The sequence below is a fragment of the Burkholderia sp. MSMB1459WGS genome (genome assembly GCF_001534535.1).
GTDB lineage: Bacteria > Pseudomonadota > Gammaproteobacteria > Burkholderiales > Burkholderiaceae > Burkholderia.
Window position 1 is genome coordinate 49662 of the sequence record NZ_LPMU01000014.1, and the last position, 17351, is coordinate 67012.

At 67.9% G+C, this 17351-nt stretch carries 12 protein-coding genes; 5 read left to right on the top strand and 7 right to left on the bottom strand.

Features of this window, described 5'->3' with window-relative positions:
- Positions 1-26 precede the first annotated feature (26 nt).
- Positions 27-641, top strand: a complete 615-nt coding sequence (locus WT97_RS06785) for a DUF4136 domain-containing protein (protein ID WP_060353187.1) — start codon at positions 27-29, stop codon at positions 639-641.
- Positions 642-692: 51 nt separating this feature from the next.
- Here WT97_RS06785 and galU read toward each other — a convergent pair whose 3' ends face one another.
- Both galU and WT97_RS06795 read right to left on the bottom strand, forming a co-directional pair.
- Complete coding sequence (gene galU / locus WT97_RS06790; RefSeq protein WP_060353188.1) at positions 693-1577, bottom strand: UTP--glucose-1-phosphate uridylyltransferase GalU; 885 nt, start codon at positions 1575-1577, stop codon at positions 693-695.
- Positions 1578-1664: 87 nt separating this feature from the next.
- The gene (locus WT97_RS06795) at positions 1665-4532 is read right to left on the bottom strand and encodes a valine--tRNA ligase (protein WP_059505666.1); all 2868 of its coding nucleotides are present in this window, start codon (positions 4530-4532) and stop codon (positions 1665-1667) included.
- A 224-nt stretch (positions 4533-4756) separates the two neighbouring features.
- Between WT97_RS06795 and WT97_RS06800 the strand changes: the two genes are divergently transcribed.
- Together WT97_RS06800 and WT97_RS06805 are read left to right on the top strand one after the other, a co-directional pair.
- Positions 4757-7120: a UvrD-helicase domain-containing protein gene (locus tag WT97_RS06800; RefSeq protein ID WP_059505700.1), complete on the top strand. Its 2364-nt coding sequence runs from the start codon at positions 4757-4759 to the stop codon at positions 7118-7120.
- Positions 7120-7914 (top strand): 5'-methylthioadenosine/adenosylhomocysteine nucleosidase, encoded by a 795-nt coding sequence (locus WT97_RS06805; protein ID WP_373557235.1) that lies wholly within the window; start codon positions 7120-7122, stop codon positions 7912-7914. The genes WT97_RS06800 and WT97_RS06805 overlap by 1 nt, the downstream gene beginning before the upstream one ends.
- A gap of 69 nt (positions 7915-7983) precedes the next feature.
- On the opposite strand, the gene WT97_RS06810 is transcribed toward WT97_RS06805, so the two are convergent.
- Positions 7984-9222, bottom strand: a complete 1239-nt coding sequence (locus WT97_RS06810; RefSeq protein WP_060353189.1) for an MFS transporter — start codon at positions 9220-9222, stop codon at positions 7984-7986.
- 401 nt (positions 9223-9623) lie between these two features.
- Between WT97_RS06810 and WT97_RS06815 the strand changes: the two genes are divergently transcribed.
- The gene (locus WT97_RS06815) at positions 9624-11297 is read left to right on the top strand and encodes a methyl-accepting chemotaxis protein (protein ID WP_060353190.1); all 1674 of its coding nucleotides are present in this window, start codon (positions 9624-9626) and stop codon (positions 11295-11297) included.
- Between the two features lie 21 nt (positions 11298-11318).
- On the opposite strand, the gene WT97_RS06820 is transcribed toward WT97_RS06815, so the two are convergent.
- Genes WT97_RS06820 through WT97_RS06835 form a run of 4 tightly spaced genes read right to left on the bottom strand, consistent with a single transcriptional unit; the run spans position 11319 to position 16213 of the window.
- Positions 11319-12194 (bottom strand): HlyD family secretion protein, encoded by an 876-nt coding sequence (locus WT97_RS06820; RefSeq protein ID WP_059505673.1) that lies wholly within the window; start codon positions 12192-12194, stop codon positions 11319-11321.
- Between the two features lie 12 nt (positions 12195-12206).
- The gene (locus WT97_RS06825; RefSeq protein WP_034207084.1) at positions 12207-12410 is read right to left on the bottom strand and encodes a DUF1656 domain-containing protein; all 204 of its coding nucleotides are present in this window, start codon (positions 12408-12410) and stop codon (positions 12207-12209) included.
- A complete protein-coding gene (locus tag WT97_RS06830; RefSeq protein WP_060353191.1) occupies positions 12407-14611 on the bottom strand; it encodes an FUSC family protein in 2205 nt (734 codons plus the stop codon). Before WT97_RS06830 ends, WT97_RS06825 begins: the two co-directional genes overlap by 4 nt.
- Positions 14612-14626: 15 nt before the next feature.
- Positions 14627-16213: an efflux transporter outer membrane subunit gene (locus WT97_RS06835; RefSeq protein ID WP_060353192.1), complete on the bottom strand. Its 1587-nt coding sequence runs from the start codon at positions 16211-16213 to the stop codon at positions 14627-14629.
- A 157-nt stretch (positions 16214-16370) separates the two neighbouring features.
- Between WT97_RS06835 and WT97_RS06840 the strand changes: the two genes are divergently transcribed.
- A complete protein-coding gene (locus WT97_RS06840) occupies positions 16371-17312 on the top strand; it encodes a LysR family transcriptional regulator (RefSeq protein WP_059505678.1) in 942 nt (313 codons plus the stop codon).
- Positions 17313-17351 lie beyond the last annotated feature (39 nt).

Genomic DNA, 17351 nt, shown 5'->3' on the forward strand with positions numbered 1-17351 from the left:
GCGGCGGCAGGCATTTGGGGAAAGTCATGAGAAAGCAATGGGCGGCGATCGCGCTGGCGGCGTCGCTGTTGACGGGTTGCGCCGGCGTGACGAGCGGCGTGAGTGCGGTCGGGCAGCCGAATGCATTTGCATCCGGCGCGCACGGCTACGATTTCGTACGGACGGCCGCGCAGCGGGACGACGCCGAGTACCGGCAGATCGAGTCGCTCGTACGCGACGAACTCGCGCGCCGCGGCTTCGATGCGCAGCCGCTCAAGGACGCGCGTTACCGGCTGTCGATCGCGTATGCGACGCAGCCGGCGGCGGTCGCGACGAGCGCCGACCGGTGCGGCGCGGCCAGCAGCGCATGCGTGACGGTCGACGGGCCGGCGCCGTTCGCGCTGCCGTTCGCCGGCAAGGTATACCGCCACGTGCTGACGCTGCGTTTCGTCGATGCGCAATCGGGCGCCGACGTCTATCGCGTGTCGGCGTCGCTGCGCGATCGCGATCCGGGCACGCAGCAGGCCGCACCGGCGCTCGTCAAGAGCGCGCTGGCGAAGCTGCCGTTCGGCGACGGCGGCGGCTGGCTCGTCAAGACGAAAAAAGACGACGCGGGCGGGATGCCGGGCGTCGTCTCGGTGAAGCCGGCCGACGCGCGCTGAGCGGTGGCCGGAAGGTGAGGGCGAGCCCGCCGGGGCACGCCCTTGCCGCATTCAGACGGCGGGTTGGGCGCCGTTGCGCGTGCGCAGGTACGCATCGAATTCCGCACCGACTTCCGGGTGGCGCAGCGCGAATTCGACCGTCGCCTTCAGGTAGCCGAGCTTGCTGCCGCAGTCGTAGCGCGTGCCCTGGTACTTGTAGGCCAGCACCTGTTCGTCGGCGAGCAGTGCCTGGATCGCGTCGGTGAGCTGCAGTTCGCCGCCCGCGCCGGGCTTCAGCGCGCGCAGGTGCTCGAAGATCCGCGGCTTCAGGATGTAGCGGCCGACCACGCCGAGGTTCGACGGCGCGACTTCCGGCGCCGGCTTCTCGACGATCGCCGACATCTTGACGATCGATTCCTCCCATTCCTTGCCGTCGACGATCCCGTACGACTTCGTCTCCGACGGCGGGATCTCTTCGACGCCGATCACCGAGCTGTGATAGTGGTCGAACACGTCGACCATCTGCTTCATCACCGGCGGATTGCCGTCGAGCAGGTCGTCGGCGAGGATCACCGCGAACGGATTGTCGGCGACCAGCTTTTCCGCGCACAACACCGCGTGGCCGAGGCCGAGCGCTTCCGGCTGGCGCACGTAGAAGCAGTCGACATGGCTCGGCTTGATGCTGCGCACGAGTTCGAGCAGCTTTTCCTTGCCGCGTGCCTCGAGTTCGGCCTCGACTTCGTACGACTTGTCGAAGTGATCCTCGATCGCGCGCTTGCTGCGCCCGGTCACGAAGATCATCTCGGTGATGCCCGCGGCGATCGCTTCCTCGACCGCGTACTGGATCAGCGGCTTGTCGACGACCGGCAGCATTTCCTTCGGGCTCGCCTTCGTTGCCGGCAGGAACCGCGTGCCGAGGCCGGCAACGGGGAATACCGCCTTGGTGACTTTCAACATGATCGAACCTTTATTCCTGTAATCGACTTGTCAGACGGTCTATGTTCACGTTCGCATTATAGTGAACGCAAACGACCTTACCGTTTGTTACGCAGGCAACCGATCGAGCTGCGCGCGCAGTTTTTCGAGCGTGCTCTGGAATTCCGCGACGCGTTTCTGCTCCTGTTCGACCACGGCCGGCGGCGCTTTCGCGACGAAAGCCTCGTTGCCGAGCTTCGCGTTGCATTTCGCGATCTCGCCCGTCAGGCGCGCGATTTCCTTCGACAGGCGCTCGCGTTCGGCCGCGACGTCGATTTCCACCTTCAGCACCAGCTTGTTCGGGCCGACGATCGCGATCGGCGCGCCGTGCGCTTGCTGGTCGAGCGCCGCTTCGTCGGCGAGGATCTGTACTTCCGACAGGCGCGCGAGCGCCTGCACGTACGGCGCGAACGAGCGCAGGCGCTCGGCGTCGCCGGCGGCCAGCAGCGGCACCTTGGTGGCCGGCGACAGGTTCATCTCGCCGCGCAGGTTGCGGCATGCGTCGACGATCGCCTTCAGGTCGGCCGCCCACTGCTCGGACGCCTCGTCGATCTTCTGCAGGTTCGCGACCGGATACGCCTGCGTCATCAGCGACGCCTCGCCGTCGGCCTTGCCTTGCGGATAGCGGCCGGCGAGCGGCGCGACCTTCTGCCAGAGCGCTTCGGTGATGAACGGGATGACCGGGTGCGCGAGGCGCAGCACCGTTTCGAGCACGCGCAGCAGCGTGCGGCGCGTCGCGCGCTGCTGTTCCGGCGTGCCGTTCTGGATCTGGACCTTCGCGAGTTCGAGATACCAGTCGCAGTACTCGTCCCACACGAATTTGTAGATGCTCGTCGCGATGTTGTCGAAGCGGTAATCGGCGAAGCCCTTCGCGATGTCGGCCTCGGTGCGCTGCAGCAGCGACACGATCCAGCGGTCGGCCGCCGAGAAGTCGAGATAGCCGCCGGGGCCGCAGTCGCCCGCGCCGCACACGTCCGGCTTGTCGTTGCCGCAGTCGTGGCCTTCGCAGTTCATCAGCACGAAGCGCGTCGCGTTCCACAGCTTGTTGCAGAAGTTGCGATAGCCTTCGCAGCGCGCGAGGTCGAAGTTCACGTTGCGGCCGAGCGTCGCCATCGACGCCATCGTGAAGCGCAGTGCGTCGGTGCCGAACGCGGGGATGCCGTCCGGGAATTCCTTGCGCGTCTTCTTCTCGATGGTCGCGGCCTGCTTCGGGTTCATCAGGCCCGTCGTGCGCTTCGCGACCAGCGCTTCGAGGTCGATGCCGTCGACGATGTCGATCGGGTCGAGCGTGTTGCCCTTGCTCTTCGACATCTTCTGGCCTTCCGCGTCGCGCACGAGGCCGTGCACGTAGACGGTATGGAACGGCACCTTGCCCGTGAAGTGCGTGGTCATCATCACCATCCGGGCGACCCAGAAGAAGATGATGTCGAAGCCGGTGACGAGCACCGACGACGGCAGGAAGTGCTGCAGTTCGGGCGTTTCGTTCGGCCAGCCGAGCGACGAGAACGGCACGAGCGCCGACGAGAACCACGTGTCGAGCACGTCTTCGTCGCGCTTCAGCGCGCCCGTGTAACCCTTCGCGGCAGCCTGCGCGCGTGCGTCTTCCTCGTTGCGCGCGACGAACACCTCGCCGTTTTCGCCGTACCACGCCGGAATCTGGTGGCCCCACCACAGCTGGCGCGAGATGCACCAGTCCTGGATGTTCTCGAGCCACTGGTAGTAGGTGGTCGTCCAGTTCTCCGGCACGAACTTGATCCGGCCGTCGCGCACCACGTCGAGCGACGTCTCGGTGATCGACTTGCCCGGATTGAACGTGCCTTCCGGCGCCGGCTTCGTCATCGCGACGAACCACTGGTCGGTCAGCATCGGCTCGATCACGACGCCCGTGCGGTCGCCGCGCGGCACCATCAGCTTGTGCGGCTTCACCGAGTCGAGGAAGCCCTGCGCGTCGAGGTCGGCGACGATTGCCTTGCGCGCGTCGAAGCGGTCGAGGCCGCGATACTGCTCGGGGCCGTTGTCGTTGATCTTCGCGTCGAGCGTCAGGATCTCGATCGGCGCGAGCTGGTGGCGCAGGCCGACCTGGTAGTCGTTGAAATCGTGCGCGGGCGTGACCTTCACGACGCCGGTGCCGAACTCGCGATCGACGTAGTCGTCGGCGATCACCGGGATCTCGCGGCCCGTCAGCGGCAGCGTGACGAGCTTGCCGATCAGGTGCGCGTAGCGCTCGTCTTCCGGGTGCACCATCACGGCGACGTCGCCGAGCATCGTCTCGGGGCGCGTGGTGGCGACCGTGAGCGAGCCCGACCCGTCGACGAGCGGGTAGCGGATGTGCCACAGGTGGCCGTTTTCCTCTTCGCTCGCGACTTCGAGATCCGACACCGCGGTGAGCAGCACCGGATCCCAGTTGACGAGGCGCTTGCCGCGGTAGATCAGGCCCTGTTCGTAGAGCGTGACGAACACGTCGCGCACGGCGGCCGACATCTTGTCGTCCATCGTGAAATATTCGCGCGACCAGTCGGTCGACGCGCCGAGGCGGCGGACCTGGCCGGTGATCGTCGAACCGGATTTCTGCTTCCATTCCCACACGCGCTCGACGAATTTCTCGCGGCCGAGGTCGTGGCGCGACACGCCCTGCGCGTCGAGCTGGCGTTCGACGACGATCTGGGTGGCGATGCCCGCGTGGTCGGTGCCGGGCACCCACAGCGTGTTCTCGCCGAGCATCCGGTGATAGCGCGCGAGGCCATCCATGATCGTCTGGTTGAACGCGTGGCCCATGTGCAGCGTGCCCGTCACGTTCGGCGGCGGCAACTGGATCGCGAAATCGGGGCGGGACGGATCGAATGCCGGGGCGGCATAGCCGCGTTTTTCCCACTCCGGCCCCCATTGGGACTCGATGGTATGGGGCTCGAAGCTCTTCGCAAGCGTGTTGTCGCTCATGTTGGAAATCTGCCGAAAAATGCGTGAATTGGATGCCGAATCTGACAATTATAAATGGATGCCCATCGGCCAGCCATCGCGCAGCCGGTGCAGGCCCGTCGGGGCGCGGCCGCAACGGGCCTGCGATGCGCGTGCGACGTGCGGCCGAACGGATCGGAAACGGTATCGCGCGGCCGACTTATAATGGCGGGTCCGCATTTTTCTCGCCCGTCAGCTGCCGCTCCATGCCCGATCTGCTCGCCAATCTGAACCCCGAACAACTCGCCGCCGTCACGTTGCCGAACGAACCGGCGCTGATCCTCGCAGGGGCGGGCAGCGGCAAGACCCGCGTGCTGATCACGCGCATCGCATGGCTGATCCAGCAGGGCTATGCGTCGCCGCCCACCGTGCTCGCCGTCACCTTCACGAACAAGGCCGCGCGCGAGATGATGGCGCGCCTGTCGGCGATGATGCCGATCGACACGCGCGGGATGTGGATCGGCACGTTCCACGGCCTGTGCAACCGGATGCTGCGCACGCACTGGCGCGATGCCGGCCTGCCGCAGACCTTCCAGATCCTCGACACGGCCGACCAGCTGTCCGCGATCAAGCGGCTGATGAAGGCGGCGAACGTCGACGACGAAAAGTACCCGCCGAAAAACGTCCAGTACTTCATCAACAACGCGAAGGAGCAGGGGCTGCGCCCGGACAAGGTCGACGCGACCGACAACTTCAACCGCAAGTTCGTCGAGCTGTACCAGGCGTACGACCAGCAGTGCCAGCGCGAAGGCGTCGTCGATTTCCCCGAGCTGCTGCTGCGTTGCTACGAGCTGCTTGCGTACAACGCGCCGTTGCGCGCGCACTATCAGGCGCGCTTCCGGCACATTCTCGTCGACGAGTTCCAGGACACCAACAAGCTGCAGTACGCGTGGCTCAAGATGCTCGCCGGCGGCGAGAACGCGATCTTCGCGGTCGGCGACGACGATCAATCGATCTACGCATTCCGCGGCGCGAACGTCGGCAACATGCGCGACTTCGAAGATGAATTCCGCGTGCGCAACCTGATCAAGCTCGAGCAGAACTACCGGTCGCACGGCAACATCCTCGACGCGGCGAACCAGCTGATCTCGAACAACGCGCACCGCCTCGGCAAGAACCTGCGCACCGATGCGGGCCACGGCGAGCCCGTGCGCGTGTACGAAGCCAGCACCGATTCGCAGGAGGCCGGCTGGATCGTCGAGGAGATCCGTTCGCTGATCAACACCGGGATGGCGCGCAGCGAAGTGGCCGTCCTGTACCGCAGCAACGCGCAGTCGCGCTCGATCGAGCACACGTTGATGTCGTCGGGCATTCCGTATCGCGTGTACGGTGGCCTGCGCTTTTTCGAGCGGCAGGAAGTGAAGCACGCGCTCGCCTACCTGCGCCTGATCGACAACCCGAACGACGACACGGCATTCGCGCGCGTCGTCAATTTTCCGACCCGCGGGATCGGCGCGCGCTCGGTCGAGCAACTGGCCGACGCCGCGCGCCTGTACGGCTGCTCGATGGCCGCCGCGATTCCGTACGTGACCGGCAAGGCCGGCACGAGCCTCGGCGGGTTCGCGAACCTGATCGCGAAGATGCGCGCCGACACGCAGCACATGAACCTGCCCGACACCGTCGAGCACATCGTGCGCGCGAGCGGCCTCGCCGATTTCTACCAGGGCGAGCGCGAAGGCCAGGATCGCCTCGAAAACCTGCAGGAACTCGTGAACGCGGCCACCGCGTTCATCGCCGAGGAAGGTTACGGACTCGACACGCCGGCCCGCTCGATTCCGCTGCGCGCGGGCGCGATCGCGGCGCCCGAGCTGAGCGCCGCGACGGACGATCCGGCGCTCGACGTGCTCGATCCGACTTCGCCCGCCGACCCCGCGCAGAACCCCGACACGATGACGCCGCTCGCGGGCTTCCTGTCGCACGCGTCGCTGGAGGCCGGCGACAACCAGGCGCAGGCCGGCCAGGACGCCGTGCAGCTGATGACGGTGCACGCGGCGAAGGGGCTCGAGTTCTCGGCCGTGTTCATCACGGGGCTCGAGGAGGGGCTGTTCCCGCACGAGAACAGCGTGCTCGAATCGGACGGCCTCGAGGAAGAGCGCCGGCTGATGTACGTCGCGATCACGCGCGCGAAGGAGCGGCTCTACCTGTCGTTCGCACAAAGCCGGATGCTGCACGGCCAGACCCGCTACAACGTGCGCTCGCGCTTCTTCGACGAACTGCCGGAGCACGTGCTGAAGTGGTTGACGCCGAAGGTCGAGGCCGGGTCGCGTTGGGGCGGCCGTTCGGACAATGCCGGTTACGGGCGCGACTGGTTCGCGCGGCCGGGCGGCGGCAGCCGCGAGCAGTTCGTCGATGCGGCCGTGTCCGCGCCGCTGCCGGCGTTCGCGGACAAGCAGCGCGCGGCCGACACCGGCTTCCGGGTCGGCCAGCAGGTGTTCCATACGAAATTCGGCGAAGGCACGGTGACCGCGCTCGAAGGCAACGGCACCGATGCGAAGGCGCAGGTGAAGTTCAAGCGCCACGGCGAGAAATGGCTCGCGCTCGCGGTCGCGAAACTGCAGGCGGTGGAATGATGGACGTCGACATGGCCGTTACGCCTGCCGCCCGGCCGCTCGGCATTCTGGCCGCGCTGCCCGAGGAACTCGGCGACCTGATCGCCGCGATGCGCGCCGACGGCGCGATGAAGACGGTCACGCTCGGCCGCCGCGATTATCACGTCGGCACCGTGCACGGTGCGGCCTGCGTCGTCACGCTCGCGCGGGTCGGCAAGGTCGCGGCCGCCGCGACGGTCAGCGCGCTGATCCACGTGTTCGGCGTGTCGGGCGTCGTGTTCACCGGCGTCGCGGGCGGGGTGTCGCGCACGGTGCGGGTCGGCGACGTCGTCGTGGCCGATGCGCTGCTGCAGCACGATCTCGATGCGTCGCCGCTGTTTCCGCGCTACGAGGTGCCGCTGCTCGGCATCACGCGCTTCGCGACCGACCCGGCGCTGACGGCCCGCTTGCGGGCTGCGTGCGCGCTGTTCGTCGAAGAAGAGGGCGCGCAGTTCGCCGAGCGCTTCGGGCTGGCCGGCGCGACGCTACACGGCGGGTTGATCATCAGCGGCGACCGCTTCGTGTCGAGCGAGCGCGAGGTCGTCGCGCTGCGCGACGCGCTGCCGGACGCGCTCGCGGTCGAAATGGAAGGCGCGGCGATCGCGCAGGTATGCGCGGAACACGACGTGCCGTTCGCGCTCGTGCGCACGATCTCCGACACGGCCGACGATCACGCGACGCAGTCGTTCTCGCACTTCCTGTCGGCGATCGCGAGCAGCTATTCGTCCGGCATCCTCGAGCGTTTCCTGACGCTCCATGCGACGACGGCGGCCTGAAGCCGCCGTCGAATCCCCCGTTAGTACCATTCGACCGGCCGCGGCGCGCACGCCGCGGCCGGTCGTTCGTCACGCCTTCTTGCGCCGGCCGCTTTCGAGGTTCGGCAGGAACACCGTCAGCACGCCGATCAGCGGCAGGAACGAGCACACCTTGTAGACGAACGGGATGCTCGTCGCGTCCGCGAGCTGGCCGAGCACGGCCGCGCCGACGCCGCCCAGGCCGAATGCGAAGCCGAAGAACAGGCCCGCGACCATCCCGACCTTGCCGGGCATCAGCTCCGTCGCATAGACGAGGATCGCGGCGAACGCCGACGCCAGCACGACGCCGATGATCACGGTCAGCACGCTCGTCCAGAACAGGTTCGCGTACGGCAGCAGCATCGTGAACGGCGCGACGCCGAGGATCGACACCCAGATCACGTACTTGCGGCCGATCCGGTCGCCGATGGGCCCGCCGATCAGCGTGCCGGCCGCCACCGCCGCGAGGAACACGAACAGGTGGATCTGCGCGGCCTGCACCGACAGGTGGAACTTGTCGATCAGGTAGAACGTGAAATAGCTGTTGATGCTGGCGAGGTAGAAGTACTTCGAGAACACCAGCAGTACCAGCACGCCGATCGCGCCCATCACGCGGCCGCGCGACAGCGTCGGGTGGCCGGCCGAGGCGGCCTTCTTCTTCATCGACGGATGCTTCTTGTACCAGTGGCCGATCTGCGTGAGCACGATCATCGCGACGAGCGCGGCCGCCGAGAACCACGCGATGCTGTGCTGGCCGTGCGGAATGATCACGAGCGCGGCGAGCAGCGGCCCGAGCGCCGAGCCTGCATTGCCGCCCACTTGGAACACCGACTGAGCGAGCCCGTGCTGGCCGCCCGATGCCATCCGCGCGACCCGCGACGATTCGGGGTGGAACACCGACGAGCCGCAGCCGACGAGCGCGGCGGCCACCAGCAGCATCGGGAAATTCGACGCCGCCGACATCAGCAGCAAGCCTGCGAGCGTGAAGCCCATGCCGACCGGCAGCGAATACGGCTTCGGACGCTTGTCGGTATAGAGGCCGACGAGCGGTTGCAGCAGCGACGCGGTGATCTGGTAGGTGAGCGTGATCAGGCCGATCTGCGCGAACGACAGCGCGAACTGGCTCTTGAGCATCGGATAGATCGCGAGGATCAACGACTGGATCATGTCGTTGAGCATGTGCGAGAAGCTGATTGCGCCGAGCACCGGATAGACGGTGCGGGCGACGGGCGGTGCGGACGGCTGGGCGGCGGCTGCGCCGGCGGAGCCGGAGTCGAGGCTGGTTTCCATGAGAGCTGAACGAGTTGAGGTGGCTGGCGCGCTCTGTTGGGGATCGGCGCGTTCTGGATCGTTGCTGCGTCAAAGAAGTGTAATGTGGCGTATCGAGAATGTCAGGACAAGTTTTGTCGTGAATCGGACATTCATGTGACGGATCGGCCGGTGCGTACTTTTTTGAACGGGTATAACGCTGGCGGCGTGTCGGCCCGTCAGCGGCAGCGCGCCCGGGGCCGGGTGGTGTTTTACCGGACTCAAGAAACGGCGGCTGCGGCCGTAGAACGACCCAATGACAACAGGTGCGCCGCCCGGCGCCGGCTACCCGCCGGGCAGGGGCAGGACGCGCGGCATGGCCAGCCGTCGCGGGAACGCCGGGACCGACCTTTCCGGCAGCGTGATCAATACGGGGTAGATCGATGAAAGCAGCATCTTTGCATCCACAGCCCGGTGCAGCCGCCGCCGCACCCGACGTTGCCGCCGGTCGCGCCGCTCGGCGCGCGCAGGCGGCGCGTCGCGCGCGCCGGCCGTGGACCGTCAAGGCGACGTTGCGCGCCGCATTCGCGGTCCTGCTGGCCGGCACGCTCGCGATCGGCATGTTTTCGCTGTGGCAGATCAGCCGCCTGAACGCGTCGATCGCGTCGGTCTACGCGCAGGGGCACGTCGCGAGCCGTGCGGCCGAGGAAGTCCGCGCCGAAGTGCTGCGGGCGAGCCGCGCGCAGAAGATGCTGCTGACCGCGACCACCGCGAAGGAGCGCGACGAACTCGGCGCCGAGGTGAGCGCGGGGCTCGCGTCGATCGGCCAGGCGCTCGGCACGCTGCAGCGCTATGCGGATCCGGCCGATGCCGGCGATTCGGCGCGGCTGCACGCATTCTCGACGGCGGTCGGCACGTGGAGCGCGCATCTGCGCGATTTCGTCACGCTCGTGCGTGCGCAGCCGCTCGACCTGTCGCAGATGAACTGGCAGGTCGGCACGCAGGACGTGTCGCTGCTGGTCGAAACCGGCAAGCTCGAAAAACTCGTCGCCGAACTCGTGAAGACGCGCGGCGAAAAGTCGAAGGCGACGCTCGATGCGTCCGCCACCATTTTTTCGTCGTCGTTCGCGATGATCGCGGCGATGACGGCTGCGCTGATCGTGCTGGCCGTCGCGATCGCCGAGCGCGTCGTGCGGCGCCTTGCGTCGCAGCTCGGCGGCGAGCCCGCATACGCGAAGGAGATTGCCGCGGACATCGCGCGCGGCGATCTGACGCGGCCGATCACGCTCGGCCGCCACGACCGCGACAGCATGGTGCGCGCGCTGGCCGAGATGCAGACGGGGCTCGCGGCCACCGTGGGCGAGATCGCGGTGAGCGCCGAGGCGATCGCGGCCGCGTCCGGCGAAATCTCGACCGGCAACCTCGACCTGTCGCGGCGCACCGAACAGCAGGCCGTCGCGCTCGAGCGCACCGCGGCCAGCATGGAGCAGCTCACGTCGACCGTGCGGCAGAACGCCGAGAACGCGCGGCAGGCGAGCACGCTCGCGGCCAATGCGTCGGCGGTCGCGGAGACGGGCGGCGAGGTCGTCGGGCGCGTGGTCGCGACGATGAGCGAGATCGACGACAGCGCGAAGAACATTCGCGACATCATCGGTACGATCGAGGGGATCGCATTCCAGACCAATATTCTGGCGTTGAACGCGGCGGTCGAAGCCGCGCGTGCCGGCGAGCAGGGGCGCGGCTTCTCGGTGGTCGCGGGCGAGGTGCGGCTGCTCGCGCAGCGCTCGGCGACGGCGGCCAAGGAGATTCGGGAACTGATCGGCGCGTCGGTCGAGCGCGTGGCGAACGGCGCGGCGCTCGCGCACGACGCGGGCCGCACGATGGGCGACGTGGTACGCGCGGTCAAGCGCGTGACCGACATCATCGGCGAGATCTCTGCGGCGTCGGACGAGCAGAGCGCGGGGATCGAAGAGATCGGCCGCGCGGTCACGCAGATGGACGCCGGTACGCAGCAGAACGCGGCGCTCGTCGAACAGGCGGCCGCTGCCGCGAACGCGCTCGACGAGCAGGCGCAGGCATTGAAGGCGCTGGTCGGGCGTTTCCGTATCGCGGTGTGAGCGCGCGGCCCGCCGGGGCGATTACGACTTCTTCCGCTTGTCCGGATCGATGATGACCGTGCAGGTCGTGCCCGCCGACAGCACCACGTCGGCCGGCACTTCGTCGATCCTGATGCGCACCGGCACGCGCTGCGCGAGGCGCACCCAGTTGAAGGTCGGGTTCACGTCCGCGACGAGGTCGCGGCTTTGCGGGTTGTCGCGGTCGTAGATGCCGCGCGAGATGCTCTCGACGTGGCCCTTCATCACGCCGCCGCTCATCAGCCGCATCTCGGCCGGCGCGCCGATCTTCACGCGCGGCAGCTTGGTTTCCTCGAAGTAGCCGTAGACCCAGAACGAGTGGCTGTCGACGATCGCGAGCTTCGCCTGGCCGGCCACCGCATAGTTGCCCTTGAACGTCTGCAGGTTCGTGATGTAGCCGTCGACCGGCGCGACGACGCGCGTGCGTTCGAGATTGAGCTTCGCGGCGTCGAGCGCGGCGACGGCCTGCTGGTACTGCGCCTCGGCGCTCGACGCGCTGTGTGCCGCGTTCTCGCGGTTTTCCTTCGACACGACGAGCGCATCGAGATCCGCGCGGCGTGCCGCGTCGTCGCGGCGCATCTGCAGTTCCGCGCGACGGGCGGCCACCGCCGCCTGCGCCTGCTCGACCGCGATCCGGTAGTGCGACGGGTCGATCTGCATGATCAGGTCGCCTTTCTTCACGAGCTGGTTGTCATGCACCGGCAGTTCGACGATCGCGCCCGACACGTCCGGCGCGACGTTGACGATCTCGGCGCGCACGCGCCCGTCGCGCGTCCACGGATCGTCCATGTAGTGCACCCACAGCGAGCGCCCGATCAGGATCGCGACGAGAAGGATGACGGCGGTCGCGACGAAGCCGAAGAGTTTTCTGAGAATCATGATGGTTCGGAATCAACGGTAAACGGCAAGACTCAGTCCGCCGCAAATGCAGACGAGAAGGCAGGCCCGGAACAGCGACGGGTGCCAGACGAGACGGTAGAGGCCCGTATAGGCGAGCAGGCGATCGACGGCCCAGGTCGCGATCGCGCCGAGCGCGAACATCAGCACCACCGTGGGCATGTAGGCATCGAGAATGGCGATTTCACGCGGCATCATGACGAGGCTCCGGGTTGAGGACGCACGGGGCGGTTGCGGTTGAGCGGCTCGAGCGGCGATTCCGGGTCGAGCAGCGCGGTCCGCACGAAATGCAGATGGCTCAGGATGCGCTGCAGCCGGTGGCGCTCTTCACGCGACGGCTCGAACGCATCGAGCGTTTGCCGGGTCGCGTCGATCGCCGCGTTGGTCGCGGCGAGCGTCGCATCGAAACGCGCGGCGCTCGGCTTCGAGAACAGCGCCGACAGCGCGGTGCGCATCGTCTCGATCGCGCGCCGCCACGGCATCGCGGGCGCATAGCGCGGCTCGGACGGCAGCGTCGCGAGCTCGTGACGCAGGTCGATCGTCGCGTTGCCGGTTTCGAGCACCGCGAACATCCAGCGCAGTGCGTCGCGCTGCACGTCGGGCTGGTCGGCCGACAGCGTGTGCGCCTGGTACATCAGGTCGCGCGCACCGCTCTCGAAGCGCGTGCGCAAGCCCGCGAGCCGTGCGTGGCCGGCCGCGACGGCCTGGTGGCGCAGGTCCGCGAACAGCCGCTTCTTGAGCCACGGCGCGGTCGGCGGGAACAGCACCGCGAACGCGATCGCCGACACCAGCATCGACAGCACGAGCGCGAGCGAATCGTTCATGAACCCGGTCGGATCGTAGTGCGTGATGTTGTCCGGGCCGGCGAGGAAGCTGAAGAAGATCAGGTAGCCCATCCCGTAGCCGGCGAGCTTCGGCTTCAGCGTCATGAAGATGCCGATCGCGAGCAGCGGCGCGAGCGCGACGCACAGCAGCGGAAAACCGTCGATGTGCGGATAGATGCCGAACGTCAGCAGGAAGCCCGTGCAGACGGCGAGCGCCGTGCCCATGCCCATCTGCGCGGACATCGCGGTCGGGCGCGGCGTCGACGACGCGAGCGCGCAGGTGGCCGCGGCCGTCAGCGTCATCGTCACGCCGCTCGGCCACGCGGTCTCGATCCAGAACCAGCCGAGCACGAGAATCACGGTCGCGGTGCGAATCGCCGCGATCACCATCGCGGTCGCATTGGTGCGCGGCTCGTAGCGCTCGATCCAGCGTTCGCGCTCGTGTGTCGCGGTCGACAGCGACGCATAGGTGGCCGCGTACTCGTGCAGGTCGGTGATGAAGCGGTACAGCAGTTCGGCGGCCGTGTCGAAGTCGAGCAGCGGAAAGTCCGGCTGCGTTTCGAGTGCGGCGCGCGTCGCGCGGATGCGGCGCGGCAGCGCGTCGCGCCACGCAAGCAGTTGCGCGGCCGCGTGGCCCGCATCGGCCGACGTGCGCACCGGTTCGCCGGCGGGTGTCAGCAGCAGCGGTGCGATCTCGCGGAAGTACGGCTCGATCGCGTCGATCGCGGCCTGCGCACCGGCCGCGTGCAGCCGGTTCATCAACTGGTGCAGCGCATGGAACCGGCTCGACGCGCTCATGAATTCGCTGTTCAGCCGCGCGAGGCGGCCGCTGCGCATCCGCGTGTCCGGATCCTCGAACACGGCCATGCTGCGCGCGGCCTCGAACCCGACCACGTCGGCGACGAAGCGCGTATGGATGGTTTCGATATGCGCGCGGTCGAGTTGGCCCGACAGCGCCGCCGCGACGTAGTCGACGAAGCTGCCGAAGCGCTTGCGCACCGTCGTGCGCATCTGCTCGCCGGTGGTCTGCGGAAACACGAGTGCGCTGACCACGCCGGCCGACACGATCCCGACCATGATTTCGGCCACCCGCGTCATCGCGCTCATGAACGCGCCGTCCGGGTGCTGCGACGCGGGCAGCCCGATCAGCGCGGTCGTGTAACCGGCCAGCAGGAAGCCGTAGCTGCGGAAATTGCGGTTGCGCGCGGCGCCGGCCGTGCACAGGGCGACCCACAGCGCGACCGCCAGCAGGAACAGTTGCGGCTGCTGCGGGAACAGCCCGACGAAGGTGAGCGTCGCGATCAGCCCGAAGATCGTGCCGGCGACGCGGTAGAAACTTTTGGCGAGCACCGCGCCGCTTTGCGGCTGCATCACGATGAACACCGTCGTCATCGCCGTTTTCGGCGCGGGCAGGTCGAGCCGCATCGACACGCCGGTCGCGATGAACGCGGCGAGCAGCGCCTTGAACAGGTAGAGCCACGCGGCGCCGTCGGTGCGGGCCCAGTCGCCGAACGCGGCATACCAGGCCGCGAGCGGACCGCCGGCGGGCGTGGAAGCGGGAGAGGAGGCTGACATGGCGGGCGCTCCGCGTTACCGTGCGGCCGGCACGGCGGACGTCCGGGGCGTCCCGGACGTGCCGGCAGCGGCGACTTCCGCGGGCCGGGCAACGGCCGCTGCGGGCTTCGCGCCCGACGGGTCGGCGCCGTCGGCGGGGCGGTCGTCCGCCGGAACGTCCTTGCCCGTCTCGATCCCGCCGCCGAGCGCGGCCATCAACTGCGCGTGCGCGGCGAGGCGTTCCGCGTCGATGCGGGCGGCCGTTTCCTGCGCGCGCAGCAGTTGCTGCTGCGCGACCAGCACGTTCACGTAATCGGTCAGCCCGCGGCGGAAGCCTTCGCGCGACAGTCGATAGCTGCGATCGTTGGCCGCCACCGACCGCGCGGCGTCCTTCTTCTGTGTCTCGAGCGAGCGGATCCGCACGACCTGGTCGGCGATGTCCTTGAGCGCGCCGACGATCGTCTGGTTGTAGCGCTCGACCGCCTGGTCGTAGCCGGCATTCGCGGCGCCGAGCTGCGCGCGCAGCCGGCCGCCTTCGAAGATCGGCAGCGACAGCGCGGGGCCGGCCGTCCAGCCGCCGTTCATCGCGCGCAGGAAGTCGGTGAACGGCGCGGTCACGCCGAAGCCGCCGACCGTCGCGAGCAGGTCGATGTTCGGGTAGAACGACGCTTTCGCGACGTCGATGCCGCGCGCCTGCGCGTCGACCGTCCAGCGCGCCGCGACGACGTCGGGGCGGCGGCCGAGCAGGTCGGCCGGCAGCGCCGACGGCAGGCCCGCCGGCGCATCGAGCGCAAGTTGCGGCCGCTTGATGGTGTCGCCGGCACCCGGGCCCTTGCCGGCGAGGGCGGCGATCTGGTGGCGCGCGAGCTGGATCGCTTCTTCGTAGCTGTCGATCTGGCGCTCGTAGTCGGGCAGCGTCGATTCCGCCTGGCTCACGTCGAGCTGCGTGCCGAGGCCGGCCTGCAGCCGCTTGCGTGCGAGATCGGCGAGCGCGCGCTGGCGTTCGAAGGTTTCGTGCGCGAGATCGAGCAGCGCGTAGTTCATCGACATGCCGACATACGCGCGCACGACGTTGACCTCGAGTTCGAGCTTCGCCGCCCGTGCGTCGGCGGCGCTCGCGTGCGCGGTGTCGAGCGCGCGCTCGGTCGCGTTCTTGTCCTTGCCCCACAGATCGAGGTGGTACGACAGGCCGAGCGTGCCGGTGTTGTTCCAGGTGTCGGCGTTCGCGAGCGGGCCCGGGCCGTAGTACACGTTGTCCGGCCAGTGCTCGCGCATCAGCGACAGATTGCCGTTGATCTGCGGCAGTTCGGCCGCACGCGCGACGCGCGCCATCGCCTGGGCTTCGCGCACGCGGGCCTCGGCGGCCGCGAGGGTCGGGTTGCCGGCCTGGGCGGCGGCGATCCACGCATCGAGCTGCGGATCGCGGTACGCGCGCCACCAGTCTGCGGCGGGCCAGCCCGCGTCGCGGTCGGCCGCGCGGATCGCCGCGCCGGCATCGAGCGCGTTCGCCTCGATACGGGTGGACTGGGTTTTGTTGTCGCCCATGCTCGCGCAACCGGCCATTATTAATGAGACTGCAAGAACCGCCAGTGCGAGCGTCCCTTTTGTCGCCGGAGACTGCACGATTTTCTCCCTTTCGGATATAGATGAGTCGGAAGCGATTATATTTTTCAGCGATTCCTGAATATACGGACAACGGTGCAAGTCATTTTTACGAATCTTGAGATAATATTTGTTGGGCCCTGTGCAACAATCCCTCCGGATTCACAGGGGTAACAGGATGGATACGCTACAAAACATGCGGGTATTCGTCCGCGTGGTCGACGCGGGCAGCTTTACCGCGGCCGCCCAGCAGATGAATTCGACCACCGCCTACGCGTCGCGCGCGGTCTCGGATCTCGAGGCACACCTGCGCACGCGTCTCCTGAACCGCACGACGCGCCGGATCGCGCTGACCGAAGCCGGCGAGCGCTATCTGCAACGCTGCGAACAGATCCTCGCGTACGTCGACCAGGCCGAAGCCGAGGCGGGCGACGCGCATGCGCGCCCGTCCGGCAAGCTGAAGGTCCATTGCTTCACGAGCCTCGGCCAGCACTATCTGGTGCCGGCCATCGCGCGCTACCGCGAGCGCTACCCGGACGTGCACGTCGAGCTGACGCTCGCGCAGCGCATGCCCGACCTGCTCGACGAGGGGTACGACGTCGCGATCGTGGTCGGCCGCGATCTGCCCGATTCGGGGCTCGTGTCGCAGCGGCTCGGCGAGAGCTATAGCGTCGTGTGTGCATCGCCGGGCTACGTCGAGTCGCATGGCGTGCCGCAGCGGCCGGCCGATCTCGCGCAGCACGTGTGCCTCGGGATGGTCGCGCCGGGCTTTCACTTCGACGAATGGGCGCTGGCGGGGCCGAACGGCGACGAGGTCGTGCCGATCACGGCGCCGCCGTTCCGCGTGAACGTCGCCGAGGCGCTCGCGGTGGCCGTGCGGGAGGGGATGGGCGTCGGCGGGTTGCCGGTCTATTCGGCGATCGGCTGGCTGCGCAGCGGGCACATCGTGCGCGTGATGCCCGAGTACCGGTCGCACGTGATGAACATTTACGCGCTGTATCCGTCGCGCCAGTACCTCGACGCGAAAATCCGGACCTGGGTCGATTTCCTGCGCGAAGAATTGCCGCTCACGCTCGAAGCCGACGAAGCCGCGCTCGAACAGTACACGCGTGCGACATGAGCGCGCAGTCGACCGCAATCTGACGAGATTTGTCCTTCA